This is a genomic window from Amycolatopsis keratiniphila subsp. keratiniphila, from assembly GCF_001620365.2.
Lineage (GTDB): Bacteria > Actinomycetota > Actinomycetes > Mycobacteriales > Pseudonocardiaceae > Amycolatopsis > Amycolatopsis keratiniphila.
Genome location: NZ_LQMT02000060.1, coordinates 1 through 20,001, shown reverse-complemented (window position 1 = coordinate 20,001; position 20,001 = coordinate 1). Strand labels below are relative to the sequence as shown.

The 20,001-nt window shown below is 69.0% G+C and carries 18 protein-coding genes; 14 read left to right on the top strand and 4 right to left on the bottom strand.

Annotated features, from left to right (window positions below):
- The first annotated feature begins 10 nt into the window (after positions 1-10).
- The gene (locus tag AVR91_RS41955; protein WP_063276196.1) at positions 11-3,397 is read left to right on the top strand and encodes a tetratricopeptide repeat protein; all 3,387 of its coding nucleotides are present in this window, start codon (positions 11-13) and stop codon (positions 3,395-3,397) included.
- On the opposite strand, the gene AVR91_RS41950 is transcribed toward AVR91_RS41955, so the two are convergent.
- Positions 3,378-4,070, bottom strand: a complete 693-nt coding sequence (locus AVR91_RS41950) for a DNA alkylation repair protein (protein WP_063276197.1) — start codon at positions 4,068-4,070, stop codon at positions 3,378-3,380. The genes AVR91_RS41955 and AVR91_RS41950 overlap by 20 nt on opposite strands.
- A 185-nt stretch (positions 4,071-4,255) precedes the next feature.
- Between AVR91_RS41950 and AVR91_RS41945 the strand changes: the two genes are divergently transcribed.
- A complete protein-coding gene (locus AVR91_RS41945) occupies positions 4,256-5,842 on the top strand; it encodes an alpha/beta hydrolase (protein ID WP_063276198.1) in 1,587 nt (528 codons plus the stop codon).
- A gap of 73 nt (positions 5,843-5,915) precedes the next feature.
- Here AVR91_RS41945 and AVR91_RS41940 read toward each other — a convergent pair whose 3' ends face one another.
- A complete protein-coding gene (locus tag AVR91_RS41940; RefSeq protein WP_143254281.1) occupies positions 5,916-6,365 on the bottom strand; it encodes a DUF6294 family protein in 450 nt (149 codons plus the stop codon).
- Positions 6,366-6,571: 206 nt separating this feature from the next.
- On the opposite strand from AVR91_RS41940, the gene AVR91_RS41935 reads away from it, so the two are divergent.
- On the top strand, positions 6,572-7,066 hold the full coding sequence (locus AVR91_RS41935) for a hypothetical protein (RefSeq protein WP_063276200.1): 495 nt from the start codon (positions 6,572-6,574) through the stop codon (positions 7,064-7,066).
- A gap of 42 nt (positions 7,067-7,108) precedes the next feature.
- Here AVR91_RS41935 and AVR91_RS41930 read toward each other — a convergent pair whose 3' ends face one another.
- The gene (locus tag AVR91_RS41930; RefSeq protein ID WP_063276201.1) at positions 7,109-8,074 is read right to left on the bottom strand and encodes a helix-turn-helix transcriptional regulator; all 966 of its coding nucleotides are present in this window, start codon (positions 8,072-8,074) and stop codon (positions 7,109-7,111) included.
- A gap of 91 nt (positions 8,075-8,165) precedes the next feature.
- On the opposite strand from AVR91_RS41930, the gene argC reads away from it, so the two are divergent.
- The 8 genes from argC to argH are packed head-to-tail and all read left to right on the top strand — an operon-like array spanning position 8,166 to position 15,705.
- Positions 8,166-9,194 carry an N-acetyl-gamma-glutamyl-phosphate reductase gene (gene argC / locus AVR91_RS41925; protein ID WP_063276202.1) on the top strand — a complete coding sequence of 343 codons (1,029 nt, stop codon included), beginning with the start codon at positions 8,166-8,168 and terminating at the stop codon, positions 9,192-9,194.
- Positions 9,191-10,351, top strand: coding sequence for a bifunctional glutamate N-acetyltransferase/amino-acid acetyltransferase ArgJ (gene argJ / locus AVR91_RS41920; RefSeq protein ID WP_063276203.1), 1,161 nt, complete (start codon positions 9,191-9,193; stop codon positions 10,349-10,351). Before argC ends, argJ begins: the two co-directional genes overlap by 4 nt.
- Positions 10,348-11,268, top strand: a complete 921-nt coding sequence (argB, locus tag AVR91_RS41915) for an acetylglutamate kinase (RefSeq protein ID WP_063276204.1) — start codon at positions 10,348-10,350, stop codon at positions 11,266-11,268. The genes argJ and argB overlap by 4 nt, the downstream gene beginning before the upstream one ends.
- Positions 11,265-12,458 (top strand): acetylornithine transaminase, encoded by a 1,194-nt coding sequence (locus AVR91_RS41910; protein ID WP_063276205.1) that lies wholly within the window; start codon positions 11,265-11,267, stop codon positions 12,456-12,458. The genes argB and AVR91_RS41910 overlap by 4 nt, the downstream gene beginning before the upstream one ends.
- Before the next feature lie 16 nt (positions 12,459-12,474).
- Positions 12,475-13,401, top strand: a complete 927-nt coding sequence (argF, locus tag AVR91_RS41905; RefSeq protein WP_016335385.1) for an ornithine carbamoyltransferase — start codon at positions 12,475-12,477, stop codon at positions 13,399-13,401.
- Entirely contained in the window at positions 13,398-13,919 is a 522-nt protein-coding gene (locus AVR91_RS41900) for an arginine repressor (RefSeq protein WP_063276206.1), read from the top strand. The genes argF and AVR91_RS41900 overlap by 4 nt, the downstream gene beginning before the upstream one ends.
- The gene (locus AVR91_RS41895; RefSeq protein WP_063276207.1) at positions 13,909-14,262 is read left to right on the top strand and encodes an adenine nucleotide alpha hydrolase family protein; all 354 of its coding nucleotides are present in this window, start codon (positions 13,909-13,911) and stop codon (positions 14,260-14,262) included. The genes AVR91_RS41900 and AVR91_RS41895 overlap by 11 nt, the downstream gene beginning before the upstream one ends.
- Before the next feature lie 27 nt (positions 14,263-14,289).
- Entirely contained in the window at positions 14,290-15,705 is a 1,416-nt protein-coding gene (gene argH / locus AVR91_RS41890) for an argininosuccinate lyase (RefSeq protein WP_063276208.1), read from the top strand.
- Between the two features lie 62 nt (positions 15,706-15,767).
- Here the strand turns inward: argH and AVR91_RS41885 are convergent, their stop codons facing one another.
- A complete protein-coding gene (locus AVR91_RS41885; RefSeq protein WP_063276209.1) occupies positions 15,768-16,463 on the bottom strand; it encodes a TetR/AcrR family transcriptional regulator C-terminal domain-containing protein in 696 nt (231 codons plus the stop codon).
- A gap of 34 nt (positions 16,464-16,497) precedes the next feature.
- On the opposite strand from AVR91_RS41885, the gene AVR91_RS41880 reads away from it, so the two are divergent.
- From AVR91_RS41880 to tyrS, 3 genes are read left to right on the top strand one after another with little or no spacing between them, the layout of a single operon-like run.
- Positions 16,498-17,883 (top strand): serine hydrolase domain-containing protein, encoded by a 1,386-nt coding sequence (locus AVR91_RS41880; protein ID WP_063276210.1) that lies wholly within the window; start codon positions 16,498-16,500, stop codon positions 17,881-17,883.
- A 40-nt stretch (positions 17,884-17,923) separates the two neighbouring features.
- Entirely contained in the window at positions 17,924-18,559 is a 636-nt protein-coding gene (locus tag AVR91_RS41875; RefSeq protein WP_199749945.1) for a DNA-3-methyladenine glycosylase, read from the top strand.
- Between the two features lie 32 nt (positions 18,560-18,591).
- Complete coding sequence (gene tyrS, locus AVR91_RS41870) at positions 18,592-19,866, top strand: tyrosine--tRNA ligase (protein WP_063276212.1); 1,275 nt, start codon at positions 18,592-18,594, stop codon at positions 19,864-19,866.
- The last annotated feature ends 135 nt before the right edge of the window (positions 19,867-20,001 follow it).

Here is a 20,001-nt window from a genome sequence, read left to right as displayed (position 1 = left end):
GTGAGGACTTGTGTCACGTCCAGACGGCCGGTCCAGTATCCAAGACATCGCCCGCGCCAGGCTGAGCGACGGTTTCGTCGGCAGGGTCGGGGAACGTGAGGACTTCCGGGACAATCTGGGGTTGTCCGGAGACGACCGGCGCCGCCGGTACCTGTACTCGGTGCACGGTCTCGCCGGAGTCGGGAAGTCCTTCCTCCTCGACCAGCTTCGCGGTATCGCCGAGGAAGCCCGCGCCGCCGTCGGGTTCGCCGACGACCGGCAGCAGGATCTGCCCGCGACACTGGTCAAACTGGCGAAGGACCTCGCTCGCGGCGGGTACGAGATGCGCCGCTTCGAGAAACGCTACGAGTCGTATCTCAAGGCGAGGGAACGGCTGCACAGCGATCCGCAGGCACCGGCCGCCGGGCGCGAACTGGTGACGAAGACCGTCGTCAAGGCCGGGCTCGGCGTCGCGAAGACACTGCCCGGCGGCAGCATCGCCGCCGACGCGATCGACGCGGACGCGACGGCGAAACAGCTGGAGCAGCTCCAGGTCTACCTCGCGGCGAAGTTCAAGCGGAAGGCCGATGTCCAGCTGCTCCTCGAACCGGCGGAGGAGCTCACCAAACCGTTCGTCGAAGATCTGTGGCGCATCCCGGAGACGCGGCAGATCGCGCTGTTCTTCGACACCTTCGAGCGAACCGCGCCGGTGCTGGAGACCTGGCTGCTCGACCTGCTCGCCGGGCTGTACGGCGATCTGCCGCAGAACCTGGTGCTCACCGTCGCGGGCCAGTTCCCGCTGGACGAGGCGAACTGGAACCGGCACGCGCCGCTGGTACGTGAGATCGAACTCCGGCCGTTCACCGAGCCGGAGGCACGGCGCCTGCTCGCCGAACACGGCATCACCGACGAACAGGTCATCGAGATCGTCCTGCGCCTGACCGACGGCCTGCCCGTCCTGGTCGCCATGCTGGCCCGCGGGAACCCGGCCGGAGCGGACGCCGTCGGCGATCCCAGCGACGACGCGGTCAAGCGATTCCTGCACTGGGTCCCGGAAAAGGCGAGGAAGGACATCGCCGCCACCGCGTCGCTGCCCCGCTTCCTCGACGAGGACGTCATCGGCGTGCTGACCGGGAAGGAGACCGCGGGGGAGACCTTCCGCTGGCTGCGGGAACTGCCGTTCGTCGGGCGCCGCGAGCTTCCGGTCCGCTACCACCCGGTGGTCCGCGGCCCGATGGTGCGCCTGGAACGCGGACGTTCGCCCGCCGAATTCGCCGAACGCCACCTTCGGCTCGCCGAGTACTACGAAGGCCGATGCGCCGAACTCGGCCTGAGCAGCCATCGCGACGCCTGGAGCGACGAGCGCTGGCAGAAGAGGAAACTCGAACAGACCTATCACCGGCTCTGCGGCGCCCCGGCCGACGCGCTGCCGGACGCGCTGCTCGGCGCGGCCGAGATGATCACCAGCGGTACAGCCCCCGCACGCGCCTGGGCGCGCATGATGGAGCAAGCCGGTTCCGACGCGGACGCGCCCTCGGTGCTGGGCTGGGGCCAACGGCTGACCGCCGCGATCGGCGACGGCGACGGACCGCGGGAGATCCCGGTGCTCGACCTGCTCGCCGGCGCGGGCGAGCTCGACACCCCACGGCTTTCGACGGTGATCCGACGGCGTGCCTGGGCCTACGAAGGCCAAGACGACATCGCCGCGGCGACACGGGACTTCGACCGGGCCCTCGATCTGAACCCCGCCGACCCCTACGCGTGGAGCGATCGGGGCAACCTGTTCCGCAACGAGGGTGACTGGGAACGGGCGTTGCCGGATCTGAACCGGGCGATCGAACTCGACCCCGGGTACGCCTATTCGTGGCGTGGACGCGGTTCCGCCCGTGCCGAGCTCGGCGATCTCGACGGAGCGATGGCCGACCTCGACGAGGCCGTCCGGCTGCAGCCCGACCACACGTGGGCGTACGCCATCCGGAGCGAGGTGCACTTCAAACGCGGCGACATCCGGAAGGCGATCGACGAGATCGACATCGCGATCCGGCTCGACCCCGACTACGCCTGGGCCGTCCACTACCGGGCCACGCTGTTCGCCGAGCTGGGAGACGAGGACGAAGCGCTCGCCGGTCACCGCGCTGCCGTCGCCCTGCGCCCCAAGGACGTCTACTACCTGACCGAGCTGGCCTTGTTCCTGGAGCGGACAGAAGACGGGGAAGCCGCGTCGGCGGCCTTCGACGCGATCGTCGCGGCGGACCCCGGGAGCGCCAGGGCCCACGCGATCCGGGCCGCCTTCCACCACCGCGGCGAACGGAACCGGCTTGCCGTCGACGGTTTCACCGCCGCGCTGCGGATCGACCCGGACTACGAATGGGCTTACTACATGCGCGGCCAGGCGCACCACAATCTGGACGAGTACCGAACGGCACTCGCCGACTTCGACCGGGCCATCGAGCTGGCTCCCGACGACGCCGAGAACCATCTGCAACGAGGGGCGGTGCTTAGCAGGCTCAACGAGAACAGTGCCGCGATGGGCTCGTTGAGCCGCGCGATCGAACTCGACCCCGGCAACGAGTGGGCCCACAGCTGGCGTGCTCTGGCCCACGAGCGATCCGGCGACTTCCCGGCGGCTCTCGCCGACATCGACGTCGCCGTCTCAGCGAATCCAGGGCTGGCCTTCTTCCACACCAGCCGCGGCGACATCCTCAGATACCTCGACCGGCACGACGACGCCAGGGCGGCACTCGACGAAGGGGTTCGCCTTGGCCAGGACGGTGGGTACGCCTTGTACCGGCGCGCCCGCCATCGCTTCCTCTTCGGTGACCTGGAAGGCGCCCTGTCCGACACGGAAAGCGCGCTGGAAGCAGGGCACGACGAGAGGGCTCGGGCCCTGCGCGCCGACATCCGCTGCCGGGCGGGCGAGTACGAGGAGGCCATCCGCGAACTGCGCGAACTGGTCGCCTCGGATCCCGAGGACTCCGAATACCGCGAGAGCCTCGGGGAGGCCTTGCTGTTCGCGGGGGAGCTCGACGAGGCGGAGACGCTCCTGGCCCCGCTCGCCCCGGAGTTCGGCTGGGCGCACAACCTCCTCACCCTCGTCTGGCTGAAGACCGGGAAGACGGAAGAAGCCCGCCAGGCGCTGAACGAAGGCCTCGACAAGGCCAACGCCCGGATCTCGACCGGCGCCTTCGACTGGGACGTCCAGCTCCAACCGCTCTTCTACCTCCTCGTCCTCGGACGTGAGGACGAAATGACCCGTGACCTCAAGGCCCTGCTCGAAAAGGGCGCGCCACAGGAGACACGCTTGGAGCTGCTTCGCGATCTCAAGGAGCTACGAGTGCTGTTGCCCGAACTCGGTGGCGTGATCGAGGAGCTCATCGCCCTCGTCCCCAGGCCGGTGCTCACCCTCCCAGGTGCTTGAGCGCCTCCTTCCTGGACAGAGTGGACAGTGCCGGATGCGCGGCGGCGAACGCGCGCACCCAGTCCGGCTCGGTCTTCGCGTACTCGCGCAGGGCCCAGCCGATTCCCTTGCGCAGGAAGAAGTCCTTGTCGTCGATGTTCGCCTCGACGGCACGGGTGAGCAGGTCGGTGTCCGTTCCGCCCTTGGCGCCGATCTGGCAGATGACCGCGGTGCGGCGACGCCATCGGTCCTCGTCGTAGGCCCAGGTCAGCATCAGCGTGGTCACCGTCTCCGGCTCCGCGCGCAGGATCGGGCCGACCCGGCGGATGGCGACCTCGTCCACGTAATCCCACCAGGCGCCCGTCACGATCATCTCCTCGTACAGGCCGAGCAGGTCGCCGTCCTGCCAACGGGCGTACGCGCGATGCCCGGAAAGGGCGATCGCCGCATAGCGCTCCTCCCGGAACTCGGCCTCTCGCCACAACGTGAGAATTGCCGTCGAAAAGCTCACACGATCGGGTAGCGGATGTTCGGCGTAGAGCCGCTTCAGCAAGGCGGCACGAGGCGGGGACGCCACACCGAGGAACGGCATTTCCGACTTCATGTACGCCCGCATCGACGGCGCCTTTTCCGGATCGGCCAGCGCGGCCAAACCGTTGCGAACCGCCGAAACCAGGCTTTTCACCTCGTCCATGCGCTCTCCTTTCCCCAGTGGGCGCCGCGAGCGTACGACAGGGGACCGACAAGACTGATATGCCCGGATCGAGGATCGGATACCGACTAAAGAGGGATGGCGGTCAACGTGTCGGTCAGCGAGATTGAAGCCGGTTCTCGGTAGCTTCGGCCCGACCGGGTCGAACGCGGACGAAAAGGAACACAGTGAAGAAATTCGTTGCCGCCCTGGCGGTCGCGGGGATCGGCGTCGGCACCATGGCGCTCGCTCCCTCCGCCACGGCCGCCTCGGCGTCGGACTTCGATCCGAAGCCCATCTCCTGGGGAGCCTGTACGCGCCCGAGCCTGGTGAAGGCCGGCGCGGAATGCGGTTTCCTCGAGGTCCCGCTGGACTACGCGAAGCCGGGCGGGGAGAAGATCTCGATCGCCGTCTCGCGGGTGAAGCACAAGTCCGCCCAGTCGCAGGGGGTCATGCTGGTCAACCCCGGCGGCCCCGGCGGTTCGGGCCTCGGCCTGTCGACGCTCGGCCGGGCCGTCCCCAAGAAGGCGGGCGAGGAGTACGACTGGATCGGCTTCGACCCGCGTGGCGTGGGGGAGAGCAAGCCGTCGCTGACCTGCGACGGGAACTACGCCTCCTACAACCGCCCGCAGTACGTGCCGACCACGCGCGCCATCGAGACGGCGTGGCGCGAGAAGGCCAAGGGCTACGCGAAGGCGTGCGCCAAGAACGGCGCGATCCTCGACCACATCAAGACCATCGATGTGGCGAAGGACGTCGACAGCCTGCGCAAGGCGCTGGGCGAGAAGCAGATCAACTACTACGGCTTCTCCTACGGCACCTACCTCGGGCAGGTCTACAGCACGCTGTTCCCGCAGAACGTGCGGCGGATGGTGTTCGACGGCACCGTCGACCCCCGCGACGTCTGGTACAAGGCGAACCTGAACCAGGACATCGCCTTCGACAAGAACATCAAGATCTACTTCGGCTGGCTCGCGAAGTACGATGACGTCTACCACCTCGGCAAGACCGCCGCCGCGGTCGAGAAGCTGTGGTACGCCGAGCAGAAGAAGCTGTACGACAAGCCCGCGGGCGGCGTCATCGGCGGATCCGAATGGACGGACATCTTCCTTCAGGCCGGCTACTACGTCTTCGGCTGGGAAGACATCGCGAACGCCTTCTCGGGCTGGGTGCACAAGGGTGACTGGCAGACCCTGAAGGGCCTGTACGACGACTCCAACCCGCCGGGCCAGGACAACGGTTACGCGGTGTACGCGGCCGTGCAGTGCACCGACGTGGCGTGGCCGCAGAGCTGGCCCCGCTGGAAGTTCGACAACTGGGTCACGCACTTCCGGGCGCCGTTCGAGACCTGGGGCAACGCCTGGTTCAACGCGCCGTGCCTCGACTGGCCCGCGAAGCCGGGCAAGCCGGTGGAGATCGACGGCAGCAAGGTCCCCGGCATCCTGCTGGTCAACGAGGAGAACGACGCCGCGACGCCGTACCCCGGCAGCCTCGAGGTCCGCAAGCGCTACCCGAACTCCAGCCTGATCAGCGCTCCGGGCGGCACGACGCACTCGGGCTCGCTGTCCGGTGTGTCCTGTGTGGACGACAAGATCGCGGACTACCTGCTGACCGGAAAGCTGCCCGTGCGCAAGCCGGGCAACGGTTCGGACGTGCAGTGCGCCCCGGTCCCGCAGCCGGTTCCGGCCGGTGCTTCCGCGGCCGCGAAGTCGGACGTGCCGTCTTCGGTCGCCGAAGTGAAGAAGGAGGCGCTGGCTCAGGCGCTGCCTTTCTGAGCCTTCGTCAGGGTTGTTTCGATGCCCCGGTCCGGGTTTTCCGGACCGGGGCATTTCCTTGCTCTGATGCTTCTCAGCAGTGGCTCTTCAGCCGCATGCTGTGGATGCGGTCGAAGAACCCGGCGTCGAACGATCCCTCGGCGAACCACCAGTGCCACACGTTCTTGACGGTGCCCTTGACGAACTTCGTGTCACCGCCGTGATGGATGGGCCCGAGGACGATGCCGTTGCTGTCCAAGGTGTTCACCCACATCAGCCAAGCGTCGTTGCTGTCGCTGCTGACGATCGTCGCTTCGAACGAAGCGCTGCCGTTGCGCCTGAGGGTCCATTTCGCGTTTTCCATCGTGCAGTCGCCTGCCTGGATGCGACCCCAGGTGAACCAGCAGGAATCCGCTCCGGTGCAGGTGGCCAGTGCGGTGGTGGACGCCGTCGTGCCTGCCGAGGCGGGCGTGGCGAAGACGGTCCCGATCGCGAGTACGAGCATTGTCACGAAAAGCGCCATCCGACGTGCTTTTGTCGTCATCTTTCCTCCCCATCGTGGACGAACCGATGAGCAAAGCTAACCCGCGGGTGATCACGGTCAGGATCACTTAGGTGCGGCAACGGGGGTGGCCGATAGGGCCGTGACCGGCCCCCTCGCGCTCGTGAAAGCGAGGAAAGTTCCGGTCACGCACCGAATCCCCTCGCCGCACCGGCGAATTGTCGGGCCCGCCCGTTACCGTCCCCGGCATGACCATCGTCGAAGAGCACCGGACCGAGATCCGGGTGCAGGACACCGTTTATCGCATCGAGGTCGCCGCCCGTGAGGGTGGCGGCGCGGCCGGCGAAGACCGCTGGGTGACCGTAATGGTCGGCGGAGCCGGACCGCTGGAAGAGCCTGTCGCCGAAGGCAGGCTCGATATCGACGCCGAAGCCGTACCGGCCTTGGCGACCGTCCTTTCCGACACACTGCTGGCGTTCGCCGGGCGGACCACCGGCCGGAACGGCCGCCGAAGATCGGCGGACCGCCCCGCGCAGCAGGGCCTGCCGTGGTCCGACGAGCTGGATGCCGAACTGGAAAGCCGTTGGCTCGCCGGGGAAAGCGTCGAGGAGATCGCGCGGCGGTTCGAGCGGACACCGGGCGGGATCCGGGCCCGGTTGCCCAGGGTCGGTTGTGACCCGGAGCGCCGTGGCGCCTATCTCCCCATCCCGCCGAGCCAACGAGAGGTGGCGGAAATCGGCTGAACACCGGTGGTCGCGAGGGTCTTCGGTCCCTCGCGACCACCCTCAGTCCACTATGGACGCCGCCCCGCGTTCGGCCCGTGCGGCCATCTCCCGGAGATGCTCGATCAGCTCCGGCGGTTCGTGCACGGTGAATTCGCAGCCGAGCCCGAGAATCCGGAACGCGAGCCAGTCCAGGGTGTCCGTGCCCGCGTGGAAGACGCAGGTCTCGTCGTCCAGCGATTCCAATTCGCCGAACCCCTCGCCGATCGCGGGGGCGACCTGGCCGATCGGCGCGTGCAGGGTCACGCGTGCGCTATAGGTGGGAAGGAGGCTGTACATCCTGTCGGTGACATAGGCCGCCACGTCCTCGGCGGGTGGCTGTCTCGGGGTGGCCCGGCCGCCGGTCGCCCGTGGTTCCGAGATCCGGTCCGCGCGGAAGATCCGCCAGCCGTCCCGGTCGAGGTCGTAGCCGAGCAGGTACCAGCGGCGTCCGGCGGAGACGAGCCGGTGCGGTTCGACGTGCCGCCGGGATTCGGTCCCGTCGCCGGTGCGGTAGGTGAACCGGGTCCGCTCGGTGTTGGCGATCGCGCCCGCGAAGACGGTGAGGTGTTCCGGATCCACCGCGGGGCCCGTGCCGGGGAGCGGCACGGTCGCGGCGCCCAGCGCGCCGACGCGATAACGCAGCCGCGAAGGCAGCACCTGTTCGAGTTTGGCCAGTGCCCGCACCGAAGACTCCTCGATACCCGAGATCGCCTGGCCGGCGGCGCCACGGAGACCGACCGCGATCGCGACGGCCTCTTCGTCGTCGAGCAGCAGCGGTGGCATCGCCGCGCCGGCGCCCAGCCGGTAGCCGCCCTCGGCGCCTCGTGACGCTTCGACGGGGTAACCGAGCTCACGCAGCCGGTCGATGTCGCGCCGGATGGTCCGCGGACTGACCTCCAGCCGTTCGGCGAGCTCGCTGCCGGGCCACTCGCGCGGGGTCTGCAGGAGCGAAAGCAGGCTGAGCAGCCGGGCGGGTGTGTCGGTCATGCGGTCAAGGATGCCTCGTACGGAGTGCCGTATCGGGTGAGCCACACGACTTTGTTTGATTGAACTTGCATGGGAGTGCATAATCATGCGTATGACGGTGAAGATCGCGGTGGCCGGAGCCAGCGGGTACGCGGGCGGCGAACTCCTGCGCCTGCTGCTGACCCATCCCGAAGTCCAGATCGGCGCGCTCACCGCGGCCAGCTCCGCGGGCACGCCGCTCGTCCAGCATCAGCCGCACCTCGCGCCACTGGCGGACCGGGTCCTGCTGGAGACGACCCCGGAGACCCTGGCCGGGCACGACGTCGTCTTCCTCGCCCTGCCGCACGGCCACTCCGGTGCCATCGCCGCGCAGCTGGGCCCGGAGGTCCTGGTGGTCGACCTCGGTGCGGACCACCGCCTCTCGGACGCGGCCGACTGGCAGCGCTGGTACGGCGGTGACCACGCCGGGCAATGGCCGTACGGGCTCCCCGAGCTCCCCGGCGCCCGCGAACGTCTCGCCGGGACCAAGCGCATCGCGGTCCCCGGCTGCTTCCCGACCGGCGGTTCGATCGCCCTCGCCCCGGCGCTCGCCGCGGGCCTGATCGAGCCGGAGGTCAACGTCGTCGCCGTCACCGGGACGTCGGGCGCGGGCAAGAGCCTGAAGCCGAACCTCCTCGGTTCGGAGGTGATGGGTTCGGCCACCGCGTACGGCGTCGGCGGCGCCCATCGGCACACCCCCGAGTTCGCGCAGAACCTCTCGGCGGTCTCGGGTGAGCGGGTCAAGGTCTCGTTCACCCCGGTGCTGGCCCCGATGCCGCGCGGGATCCTCACTACCGCGAGCTCCGCGCTCAAAACCGATCTCGACGCCGAAGGCGCTCGCGCGGTCTACGAAAAGGCGTACGCCACCGAGCCGTTCGTCCAGCTGCTGCCCGAGGGCCGGTGGCCGTCCTCGGCTTCGGTGGTCGGCTCGAACAACGTCCAGCTGCAGGTCACCGTCGACGCCGACACCCGGCGCCTGATCGTGGTCGCGGCCATCGACAACCTGACCAAGGGCACCGCGGGCGGCGCCGTCCAGTCGATGAACATCGCCCTCGGCCTCCCCGAAACCACCGGACTACCGACCGTAGGAGTCGCTCCGTGACCGTCACCCAGCCGAAGGGATTCCGTGCCGCGGGCGTCGCCGCCGGGATCAAGGCCGAGGGCAAGCTCGACCTCGCGCTCGTCGTCAACGACGGGCCGCTGCAGGTCGCGGCCGGCGTCTTCACGCGCAACGTGATCAAGGCCGCGCCCGTCCTGTGGTCGCAGGAAGTGCTCAAGCAGCAGCGGCTCAAGGCCGTCGTCCTCAACTCCGGCGGCGCGAACGCCGCCACCGGCCCCGGCGGTTTCCAGGACACCCACCAGACCGCCGAGAAGGTCGCCGAACTCCTCCAGGCGGGCGCGATCGAGGTCGCGGTCTGCTCGACCGGCCTGATCGGTGAGCGGCTGCCGATGGACGCGCTGCTCTCCGGTGTGGACACCGCCTTCGCCGGACTGGGCACCGGTGACGACGCCGACCTCGCCGCCGCCACCGCGGTCATGACCACCGACACCAAGCCGAAGCAGGCGGCCGCGAAGCACGAAAGCGGCTGGAGCGTCGGCGGGTTCGCCAAGGGCGCGGGCATGCTCGCCCCGAACCTCGCGACGATGCTCTCCGTCCTCACCACCGACGCGGTCGTCAAGCCCGAAGTCCTGGACAAGGCCCTGCGTGCCGCCACCGGCGTGACCTTCGACCGGCTCGACGTCGACGGCGGGACCTCCACCAACGACACGGTGCTCGTCCTCGCGTCCGGCGCCAGCGGTGTCGAGCCGACCGAGGCCGAACTGACCGAACTCCTCACCACCGTCAGCCTCGACCTCGTGCTGCAACTGCGCGCGGACTCCGAGGGCGCGACCAAGTACGTCGACGTCACGGTCACCGGCGCGGCGAGCGAGTCCGACGCCATCGCCGTCGGCCGGACGATCGCCGAAGACAACCTGGTCAAGACCGCCCTGTTCGGTTCTGACCCGAACTGGGGCCGCATCGCCATGGCGCTGGGCCGCGTGAAGGCGGAGATCGACCCGGAGAAGGTCGCCATCGCGATCAACGGTGTCACCCTGTTCGCCAAGGGCACCACCGCGGCGGACCGTTCCGTAGCGGATCTCTCGGGCCGTGACATCCAGATCGTCGTCGACCTCGGCCTCGGCGAAGGCGGGGCGACGATCTACACGACCGACCTCTCGCACGCGTACGTCGAAGAGAACAGCGCGTACTCGTCATGAGCCCTTCCGAATCCACCGTCCCCGCGGACGAGCGGCTCGCGACGGCCGCCGAGAAGGCCTCGATCCTCATCGAGGCACTGCCCTGGTTACAGCGTTTCCACGGAGCCACCGTCGTCGTGAAGTACGGCGGCAACGCGATGATCGACGAGAGTCTCAAGCAGGCCTTCGCCGAGGACATGGTCTTCCTGCGCACGGTCGGGCTGCGCCCGGTGGTGGTGCACGGCGGCGGCCCGCAGATCACCGCGATGCTCAACCGGCTCGGCGTCGAAGGCGAGTTCAAGGGCGGCCTGCGCGTCACCACGCCCGAGACCATGGACATCGTCCGCATGGTGCTGACCGGCCAGGTCAGCCGGGAACTGGTCGGCCTGATCAACGCGCACGGCCCGTACGCGGTCGGCATCTCCGGCGAGGACGCGCGGCTGTTCACCGCCGAGCGCAAACAGGCCACTGTGGACGGTGTGCCCGTCGACATCGGGCTCGTCGGCGAGGTTTCCGAGGTGAACCCGGACGCCGTGCTCGACATCGTCAACGCGGGCCGGATCCCGGTGGTGTCCACCGTGGCCCCGGACGTCGACGGCGTCGTGCACAACATCAACGCCGACACCGCGGCCGGCGCGCTGGCGGCGGCGCTGGGCGCGGAAAAGCTCGTCGTGCTCACCGACGTCGAAGGTCTCTACGCCAACTGGCCGGATCGCGGTTCGCTGGTCGACAGGATCCGCGTGGACCGCCTCGAAACCCTGCTTCCCGGCTTGGCCAGCGGCATGATCCCGAAGATGGAGGCCTGCGTGCGCGCCATCCGCGGCGGCGTCCGCCGCGCGCACGTGATCGACGGCCGCATCGCCCATTCGGTATTGCTGGAGGTCTTCACCTCCCGCGGCATCGGTACCATGGTCTTCCCCGAAACGGAGCTCCCGTGACCACGTACAAGTCCAATGTAGACGGCCAGGAGCACTGGAAGTCGTCCCTCATGGACAATTACGGCACCCCGGCGCTGACCCTGGTCCACGGTGAGGGGGCGAGGGTCTGGGACGCCGACGGCAAACCGTACGTCGACCTGCTGGGCGGCATCGCGGTCAACGCGCTCGGCCACGCGCACCCCGCCGTGGTCGCCGCGGTCACCGAGCAGATCGCGAAACTCGGCCACACCTCGAACCTCTACGTGAACCCGGTCGCCGTCGAACTGGCCGAGACCCTCCTGGACGTCGCCGGCCTGTCCGGCAACGCGAAGGTGCTGTTCGTCAACTCCGGCGCGGAGGCCAACGAAGCCGCGCTGAAGATCAGCAGGCTCACCGGGCGGACCAAGATCGTCGCGTGCGAAGGTGCCTTCCACGGCCGCACCATGGGCGCGCTGACGCTGACCGGGCAGCCGTCGAAGCGGGACGCGTTCGAGCCGCTGCTACCCGGCGTCACCCACGTTCCCTATGGTGACGTCGACGCGCTTCGCGCCGCGGTGGACACCGAGACGGCGGCGGTGTTCCTCGAGCCGATCCTCGGGGAGGCGGGCGTCGTCCCGGCGCCGGACGGCTACCTGCAGGCCGCACGGGAGATCACCAAGGCGACCGGCACCCTGCTGATCCTCGACGAGGTGCAGACCGGCATCGGCCGCACCGGCGCGTGGTTCGCCTTCCAGCACACCGGCATCGTCCCGGACGTCATCACACTGGCCAAGGGCCTCGGCGGCGGGCTGCCGATCGGCGCGGTCATCGGCGTCGGCGAGGCGGGGGAGCTGGTGAAGCCGGGGCAGCACGGCACCACCTTCGGCGGCAATCCGGTTTGTTGCGCCGCCGGGCTCGCCGTGCTCAAGACCATCGCCAAGGACAACCTGAACGACCACGTTTCCGCACTGGGCAAGGACATCGCCTCCCGCGTGGAGGAACTCGGCCACCCGCTGGTGTCCGGGGTCCGCGGCGCCGGGCTGCTGCTCGGCATCGCCCTGCGCGAACCGGTCTCGGCGAAGGTCGCCAAGGCCGCGCAGGACGCGGGGTACCTGGTCAACCCGATCGCACCCGACACCATCCGGCTGGCACCACCGCTGATCCTGAGCGCCGACGAGGCCGCGGGATTCCTCGAAGCCCTTCCCGGGGCGCTCGATTCCACCACCACCTAGGACAGAGACGACAAGCATGCTCCGCAACTTCCTCCGTGACGACGATCTCAGCCCTGCCGAACAGGCCGAGATCCTGGACCTCGCCGACCAGCTGAAGGCCGAGCCCTTGAGCTCGCGCGCGCTGGAGGGCAAGTCCGTCGCGGCGATCTTCGAGAAGAACTCCACCCGGACCCGGTTCTCCTTCGAGGTGGGCATCGCCCAGCTCGGCGGCAACCCGGTCATCGTCGACGGCCGCTCGATGCAGCTCGGCCGCGAAGAGACCATCGAGGACACCTCACGGGTGCTTTCGCGGTACCTGGACGCGATCGTCTGGCGGACCTTCGCCCAGAAGCGCATCGACGCGATGGCCTCGGCGGCAAGCATCCCGGTGATCAACGCGCTCACCGACGAGTTCCACCCGTGCCAGGTGCTCACCGACCTGATGACCATCCGCGAGCGCAAGGGCAAGCTCGCCGGGCTCACCCTGGTGTACCTCGGCGACGGCGCCAACAACATGGCGCATTCGCTGCTGTTGGGCGGGACCACGGCGGGGATGCACGTGCGCGTCGTCTCGCCGGAGGGTTTCCAGCCGGATCAGCAGGTCATGCTCGACGCCAAGCACCGTTCGACGGAGACCGGCGGCAGCACCACGGTCTTCACCGACCCGTACGCCGCCGTCGAAGGCGCGGACGTCGTCGTCACCGACACCTGGACCTCCATGGGCCAGGAGAACGACGGTCTCGACCGGGTCGGCCCGTTCCGTGAGCTGCAGGTCAACTCCGCGCTGATGCGCCGCGCCGCGGACGAGGCGATCGTGTTGCACTGCCTGCCCGCGCACCGCGGCTGGGAGATCACCGACGAGGTCATCGACGGTCCGGCGAGCGCGGTCTGGGACGAGGCCGAAAACCGGCTGCACGCGCAGAAGGCGCTGCTGGTGTGGCTCATGGACGAGAAGCGACGATGACCGGCAGCAGGGTCACCCGGCAGGCCCGGATCACCGAGCTCGTGTCCTCGATGGCCATCCGCAGCCAGACGGAGCTCGCGAAGCTCCTGGCCGCGGAGGGTATCGACGTCACACAGGCGACGCTTTCCCGCGACCTCGACGAACTGGGCGCGGTGAAGCTCCGAGGTGCCGATTCCGGGGCACCGGTGTATGTCATTCCGGAGGACGGCAGCCCGGTACGCGGAGTGCAGGGCGGTACTTCCCGGCTTTCGCGGCTGCTCGCCGAACTGCTCGTTTCGGCGGACTCGTCGGGGAACCTGACGGTGCTGCGCACCCCGCCGGGGGCGGCGCAGTTCCTGGCCAGCGCCATCGACAGGGCGGCGCTGGAGGAGGTCGTCGGCTCGATCGCCGGCGACGACACGGTCGCGGTGATCGCCAGGGAACCGCTGTCCGGCAAAGACCTGGCCGAGCGTTTCATGGCGCTGGCCCGACGGTCGTCCACAGTGGACGGCGGTGAGGAGACCGAAGGTGACTCCTGACGGGTTCGCCTTCCCGGATGACCCGGAGAAGCTGGTCATCACTTTCGACGAGGGTGTGCCGGTGGCCATCGACGGGGAGACCGTGACGCTGCTGGAGGCCTTCCAGCAGCTGAACCTGCGTGTCGGCGCCTTCGGGCTCAAAGGACGCGAGATCTACGAGGGGCCGGCCGCGATCGCATTGGTCACCGCGCACGAGGAACTGCAAAAGGTCAGTACCGGGCGGGTGTCCGGCGAGGTGCGGCTGGTCCTGCACCGCGGGAACGCGGTCGTCAACTCCGCGCGCGACGAGCGCGCGCTGTACGACTTCACCACAGGCGCTACCTTCGACCGGTCAGCCGCCTGAAGAGAACCAAGGAATTCGAGGAGTGTTGTGAGCGGGAATGAGCAGCCGGTGCAGCTGTGGGGCGGCCGGTTCGCCAGCGGACCGGCCGAGGCGATGGCGGCGCTGAGCGCGTCGACCCATTTCGACTGGCGGCTGGCGCCGTATGACATCGCCGGGTCGCGGGCCCACGCGCGGGTGCTGCGGAAGGCGGGGCTGCTCACCGAAGACGAGCTGACCGGCATGCTCGCCGCGCTGGACACCCTCGCGCAGGACGTCGCCTCGGGCGCGTTCACCCCGACCGTCGCCGACGAGGACGTCCACACCGCGCTCGAACGCGGCCTCCTGGAGCGGGCGGGCACCGAACTCGGCGGCAAGCTGCGGGCGGGCCGTTCGCGCAACGACCAGGTCGCGACGCTGTTCCGGATGTGGCTGCGCGACGCCGCCCGCCGGGTGGTCGCGGGCACCCTCGGCGTCGTCGACGCCCTCGTCTCGCAGGCGAAGCGGCATCCGGACGCGATCCTCCCGGGCCGCACCCACCTGCAGCACGCACAGCCCGTCCTGCTGGCGCACCACCTGCTCGCGCACGGCCAGTCGCTGCTGCGCGATGTCACCCGGTTGCGTGACTGGGACGCCCGCACCGCCGAGTCGCCCTACGGCTCCGGTGCCCTGGCGGGGTCTTCGCTCGGCCTCGACCCGGAGGCCGTCGCCGAGGAGCTGGGCTTCGACACCAGCGTCGAGAACTCGATCGACGGCACCGCTTCGAGGGACTTCGTCGCCGAGTTCGCCTTCGACGTCGCGATGCTCGCGGTGAACCTGTCCAGGATCGCCGAAGAGGTGATCATCTGGAACACCGCCGAGTTCGGTTACGTCACCCTCGACGACGCCTGGGCGACCGGCAGTTCGATCATGCCGCAGAAGAAGAACCCTGACGTCGCGGAGCTGACCCGCGGCAAGGCGGGGCGGCTCATCGGCAACCTGACCGGTCTGCTCGCGACACTCAAGGCGCAGCCGCTCGCGTACAACCGTGACCTGCAGGAGGACAAGGAGCCGGTCTTCGACTCCGTCGAGCAGCTGGAGCTGCTGTTCCCGGCGATCGCGGGCATGCTCGAGACGCTGACCTTCCACACCGACCGGCTCGCCGAACTGGCGCCCGCCGGCTTCACCCTCGCCACCGACATCGCCGAATGGCTGGTCCGGCAGGGCGTGCCGTTCCGCGTCGCGCACGAAGCGGCGGGGGAGAGCGTCCGCGTCGCCGAGGCCCGCGGCGTCGGTCTGGACGAACTGACCGACGAAGAATTCGAGAAGATCAACCCAGCGCTGACGCCGGCCGTGCGCGAGGTCCTGACCGTCGAAGGTTCGGTGAGCTCGCGCAACGCCCGGGGTGGTACCGCTCCGGAGCGCGTCGCCGAACAGCGAAATCGTCTGGTCGCACGGGTCGCCGAACACCGCGCCTGGCTCAGCTGAACAGAAGCGCGTGGAGGCCCCCTTCCCTCGACTCAGTCGAGGGAAGGGGGCCTCCACGCGTATCACGGAAGCCTGGTCTCCAAGCCATCGAAAACGCAGTCGAGGCCGCGCTCGAAGTCCGCCTCGTTCGTCTCGCCCGGGGCCCGCCTTCGTTGTGCCGCGTACAGCTTCTTGAGCCGCGGATGATCACGCACCGCCTGCTCGGCCGCCGGCCACAGGCGCTCCTTCCACTCCGCCTCGCTCTGCCCGCCGCGTTCGAGCGTGGTCAGCCACGCGGCTTCGCTGGTGGCCCGCCCGACGACGAACGCCATGACCGTGTTCCACGCCAGATCGGCGTCCTCCAGGGAGAAACCGGCGTTCTCGAACAGGGCGAGCGCCGCTTCCGACATCTTCAGCACGTTCGGCCCGAGGTACGCCACTCCCGTCTCGCCGAGCAGTGAACCGAGCCACGGATGGCGAAGGAAGACCGAACGCAGGTCGCGCGCGAACCGTCCCGCCACGACTCGCCATGGCCCCTCCCCGGGGAGCGGGACCTCGCCGTACACCTCGTCGACGACCAGTTCCACCAGCTCGTCCTTGGTGGCCACGTGGGTGTACATCGACGGGGCGGCCACACCGAACCGGGCTCCGAGCTTCCGCATGCTCAGCGCGTCGACGCCGCCACCGTCGAGAAGCTCGATCGCCTGGGAAACGATCTGCTCCCGGCTCAGCGACGGCTGCTCGCGCTTGCGTTTCGGGGGACGCATCCACACCGACATCCGCGATCCCTCACTTTTCCGTACAGTGTTCAGTATGCCTAACACTGTACGGACAAAGTTCGACCACGCCCACTGGCAGTCCAGGCTCGACGACTTGAGGGCCGAACACCACGTGCCGGGCGCGACGCTCGCGGTGCTGGCCGAGGGAGAGATCCACGAACTGGCGAGCGGGGTCCTGCACCGGGGGACCGGGGTGGCGGCGACCACCGATTCGATCTTTCAGCTCGGCTCGATCGCGAAGGTCTACACGGCCGCGCTGGTACTGGGGCTGGCCGAGGAAGGCCGCCTGAACCTCGACGCGCCGGTCGTCGAGGTGCTGCCGGAGTTCGCGACGATCGATCCCGCGGCGACGAAGACCATCACCGCCCGGCAGCTGCTCAGTCGTACCGGCGGGCTCACGTGCGACTTCGTCGAAGACACCGGACGCGGGGACGATTGCCTCGCCAAGTACGTCGAGGCCGCCAGGGGAGTGGCGCTCGACTGCCCGCCGGGAACGGCCGCGTCCTACAGCAGCGTCGGGTACAACGTGCTCGGCCGGATCGTCGAGGTCCTCACCGGTCTGACCTGGGACGACGCCCTGCGCGAGCGGCTCGTCCTCCCGCTCGGGCTCGCCGAGACGATGACCCTGCCCGAGGAGGCGCTGCGCTTCCGGGTGGCGATGGGACACCTCGGCCCGGACCCGGAGCCGACCGCCGCGTGGGATCTCCTGCCGCGTTCCGCCGGGCCGTTCGGCCGCGTCCTAGCCACGGCGGGCGACGTCGTCCGCTTCGCCCGGATGCTGCTGGACGGCACGGCACCCGACGGGACTCGCGTGCTGGCCGAAGAGACGGTGACCATGATGCGGCGTCTCGAAGCCGAGGTGCCCGACAAGTGGACCCTCGGTTCCGAAGGCTGGGGGCTCGGGCTGTCGATCCACGACTGGAACGGCGTTCCCGGTTTCGGGCACAACGGATCCTCGATCGGGCAGCGTTCCTACCTGCGTGTGGTGCCGGATGCCGGAGTGGCCTTCGCCCTGCTCACCAATCACGGCACGACCGACAGGCTGTACAACGAGCTTTCGCGAGAACTGCTCGGCGAGCTCGCCGGGGTCGAAGTTCCCGGAGACTTCGCCCCGCCGGCGTCGCCACCCTCGGTGGACGTCGCCCCCTTCGCCGGTACTTACCGTCGGGAAGGCGTCATCATCACCGTTACCGAAACGGCGGGAAAGCTGCACTTCGTCTACGAATTCGCCGACGGTCTCAAGGGGATCGCCCCGCCGATCGAAACGGATCTGGTGCCCGTGTCGGAGGGTGTCTTCGCCGGGATGAACCCCATGTTCGGCGACGACTGGATGCCGGTGCTGTTCACGAAGCTCCCCGACGGCACCGAGTGTTGCCACACCAGCATGCGGGTGGCGCCGAAGATCGAGGCGGCCGGTTAAGGTCGGCCTGGGAGAACGCGACGTTAGGGGAGTGCGGAACGTGGAGACCGGCAGACAGTTCACCCGGCGCGAGCTGGCGCTGGACCCGGTGGAGCTGTCCACGCTCCTGCTCGGCGCGGTGATCGAGGCGACCGGCCCCGACGGCACGGTCGCGGTCCGCCTGGTGGAGGTCGAGGCCTATCGAGGGCTCGACGACCCCGCGTCGCACTGCTATCGCGGCAAGACCCCCCGCAACGCGGTCATGTGGGGGCCCGCGGGGCATCTGTACGTGTACTTCGTCTACGGCATGCACTTCTGCGCGAACGTCGTCGGCACCGAAGACGGGCAGCCGGGTGCCGTGCTGCTGCGTGCCGGCGAGGTGGTGTCCGGTGCGGACATCGCCAGGGCGCGCAGGCCGTCCGCGCGCGGCAACGGCGAACTCGCCAAAGGCCCGGCCATCCTCACCTCGGTGCTCGGTATCGACCGGGCCGAGAACGGCGTCGACCTGACCGACCCCGCGTCACCCGTCCGGCTGTTCACCGGCGAACGGGTCCCCGAAGCGGACATCCGCACCGGGCCGCGCGTCGGGGTCGCGATGGCGATGGACACGCCATGGCGCTTCTGGATCGACGGATCACCCGCGGTCTCCACCTACCGCCGCGGTGGCAAGCGACGGGCGGCCGCCCCCGGCCGATAGTCGGTTGACCTGGTGCGGGAGGATCTACAGGCGTGAGCGAGCACATCCTTGACGAGCTGACCTGGCGCGGCCTGATCGCGCAATCCACCGACCTCGAAGCACTGCGGCGAGACCTCGACCAAGGACCCCTCACGCTCTATTGCGGATTCGACCCGACCGCGCCCAGCCTGCACGCCGGCAACCTGGTTCCGCTGCTGATGCTCTCGCGCTTCCAGCGCGCCGGGCACCGGCCGATCGTGCTGGCGGGCGTCGCCACCGGGATGATCGGCGACCCGCGTGACACCGGAGAACGCACCCTGAACACGCTGGACACCGTCGCCGAGTGGGCGGACCGGATCCGCGGGCAGCTGGAGCGGTTCGTCGACTTCGACGACTCGCCGACCGGCGCGGTCATCGAGAACAACCTGAACTGGACCGGCAAGCAGACCGTCGTCGAGTTCCTGCGCGACGTCGGCAAGCACTTCCCGGTCAACATGATGCTGAACCGCGAGACGGTGAAACGCCGCCTCGAAGCCGACGGCATGTCGTACACCGAGTTCAGCTACCTGCTGCTGCAGTCGCAGGACTACCTGCACCTGTACCGCGAGTACGGCTGCAAGCTGCAGATCGGTGGCTCCGACCAGTGGGGCAACCTCGTCGGCGGGGTCGACCTGATCCGCCGGACCGACGGCGGGCACACGCACGCGCTGACCGCGCCGCTGGTCACCGACACCGAGGGACGCAAGTTCGGGAAGTCCACCGGTGGCGGCAGTGTCTGGCTCGACCCGGAGATGACGTCGCCGTACGCGTGGTTCCAGTACTTCGTGAACGTCGCCGACGCCGACGTCATCCGCTACCTGCGGATGTTCTCCTTCCTCGGGCAGGAGGAGATCGCGGCGCTGGCCGAGGACACCGAACAGCGCCCGCACCTGCGGTCCGCGCAGCGGAAGCTGGCCGAGGAGTTCACGACCCTGGTGCACGGTGCGGAGGCGACCCGCCAGGTCATCGCCGCGAGCCAGGCGTTGTTCGGCAGGGGAGAGCTCCGTGAGCTCGATTCGTCCACCCTCGACGCCGCCATGGCCGAGGTGCCGAACGGCAAGGTCGACCCGAACGGCGAGTCGACGATCGTCGATCTGCTGATCGCGGCGGGGCTCGTCGACAGCAAGGGCGCCGCGCGCCGCACCGTCAAGGAAGGCGGCGCGTACGTCAACAACACGAAGATCGCCGACGAGGAGTGGAAGCCGTCCTCGGACGACGCTCTGCACGGCCGCTGGCTGGTGGTCCGCAAGGGCAAGCGCAACGTCGCCGGCGTGCGCGTCGGGGGCTGATCGCGGCCCGGGCCCGAAACAGGCGCTCTGACCTGCGGAAACGCAGTTAAGGTACCCCCCTGTTTCGGGCCCTTTCGGGGCGTGTAAAGTTCTCCAAGTCGCCAGGGAAACCGGGCGGCCGACCGGGACACGAAC

Coding starts and splice junctions, on each gene's coding strand:
- AVR91_RS41885 (WP_063276209.1), bottom strand. CDS start 16,463: ATGTCGGTGTGGATGCGTCCCCCGAAACGCAAGCGCGAGCAGCCGTCG.
- AVR91_RS41940 (WP_143254281.1), bottom strand. CDS start 6,365: ATGACGACAAAAGCACGTCGGATGGCGCTTTTCGTGACAATGCTCGTA.
- AVR91_RS41950 (WP_063276197.1), bottom strand. CDS start 4,070: ATGGACGAGGTGAAAAGCCTGGTTTCGGCGGTTCGCAACGGTTTGGCC.
- AVR91_RS41880 (WP_063276210.1), top strand. CDS start 16,498: ATGCCTAACACTGTACGGACAAAGTTCGACCACGCCCACTGGCAGTCC.
- argB (WP_063276204.1), top strand. CDS start 10,348: ATGAGCCCTTCCGAATCCACCGTCCCCGCGGACGAGCGGCTCGCGACG.
- AVR91_RS41930 (WP_063276201.1), bottom strand. CDS start 8,074: ATGACCGACACACCCGCCCGGCTGCTCAGCCTGCTTTCGCTCCTGCAG.
- argC (WP_063276202.1), top strand. CDS start 8,166: ATGACGGTGAAGATCGCGGTGGCCGGAGCCAGCGGGTACGCGGGCGGC.
- AVR91_RS41900 (WP_063276206.1), top strand. CDS start 13,398: ATGACCGGCAGCAGGGTCACCCGGCAGGCCCGGATCACCGAGCTCGTG.
- AVR91_RS41935 (WP_063276200.1), top strand. CDS start 6,572: ATGACCATCGTCGAAGAGCACCGGACCGAGATCCGGGTGCAGGACACC.
- argF (WP_016335385.1), top strand. CDS start 12,475: ATGCTCCGCAACTTCCTCCGTGACGACGATCTCAGCCCTGCCGAACAG.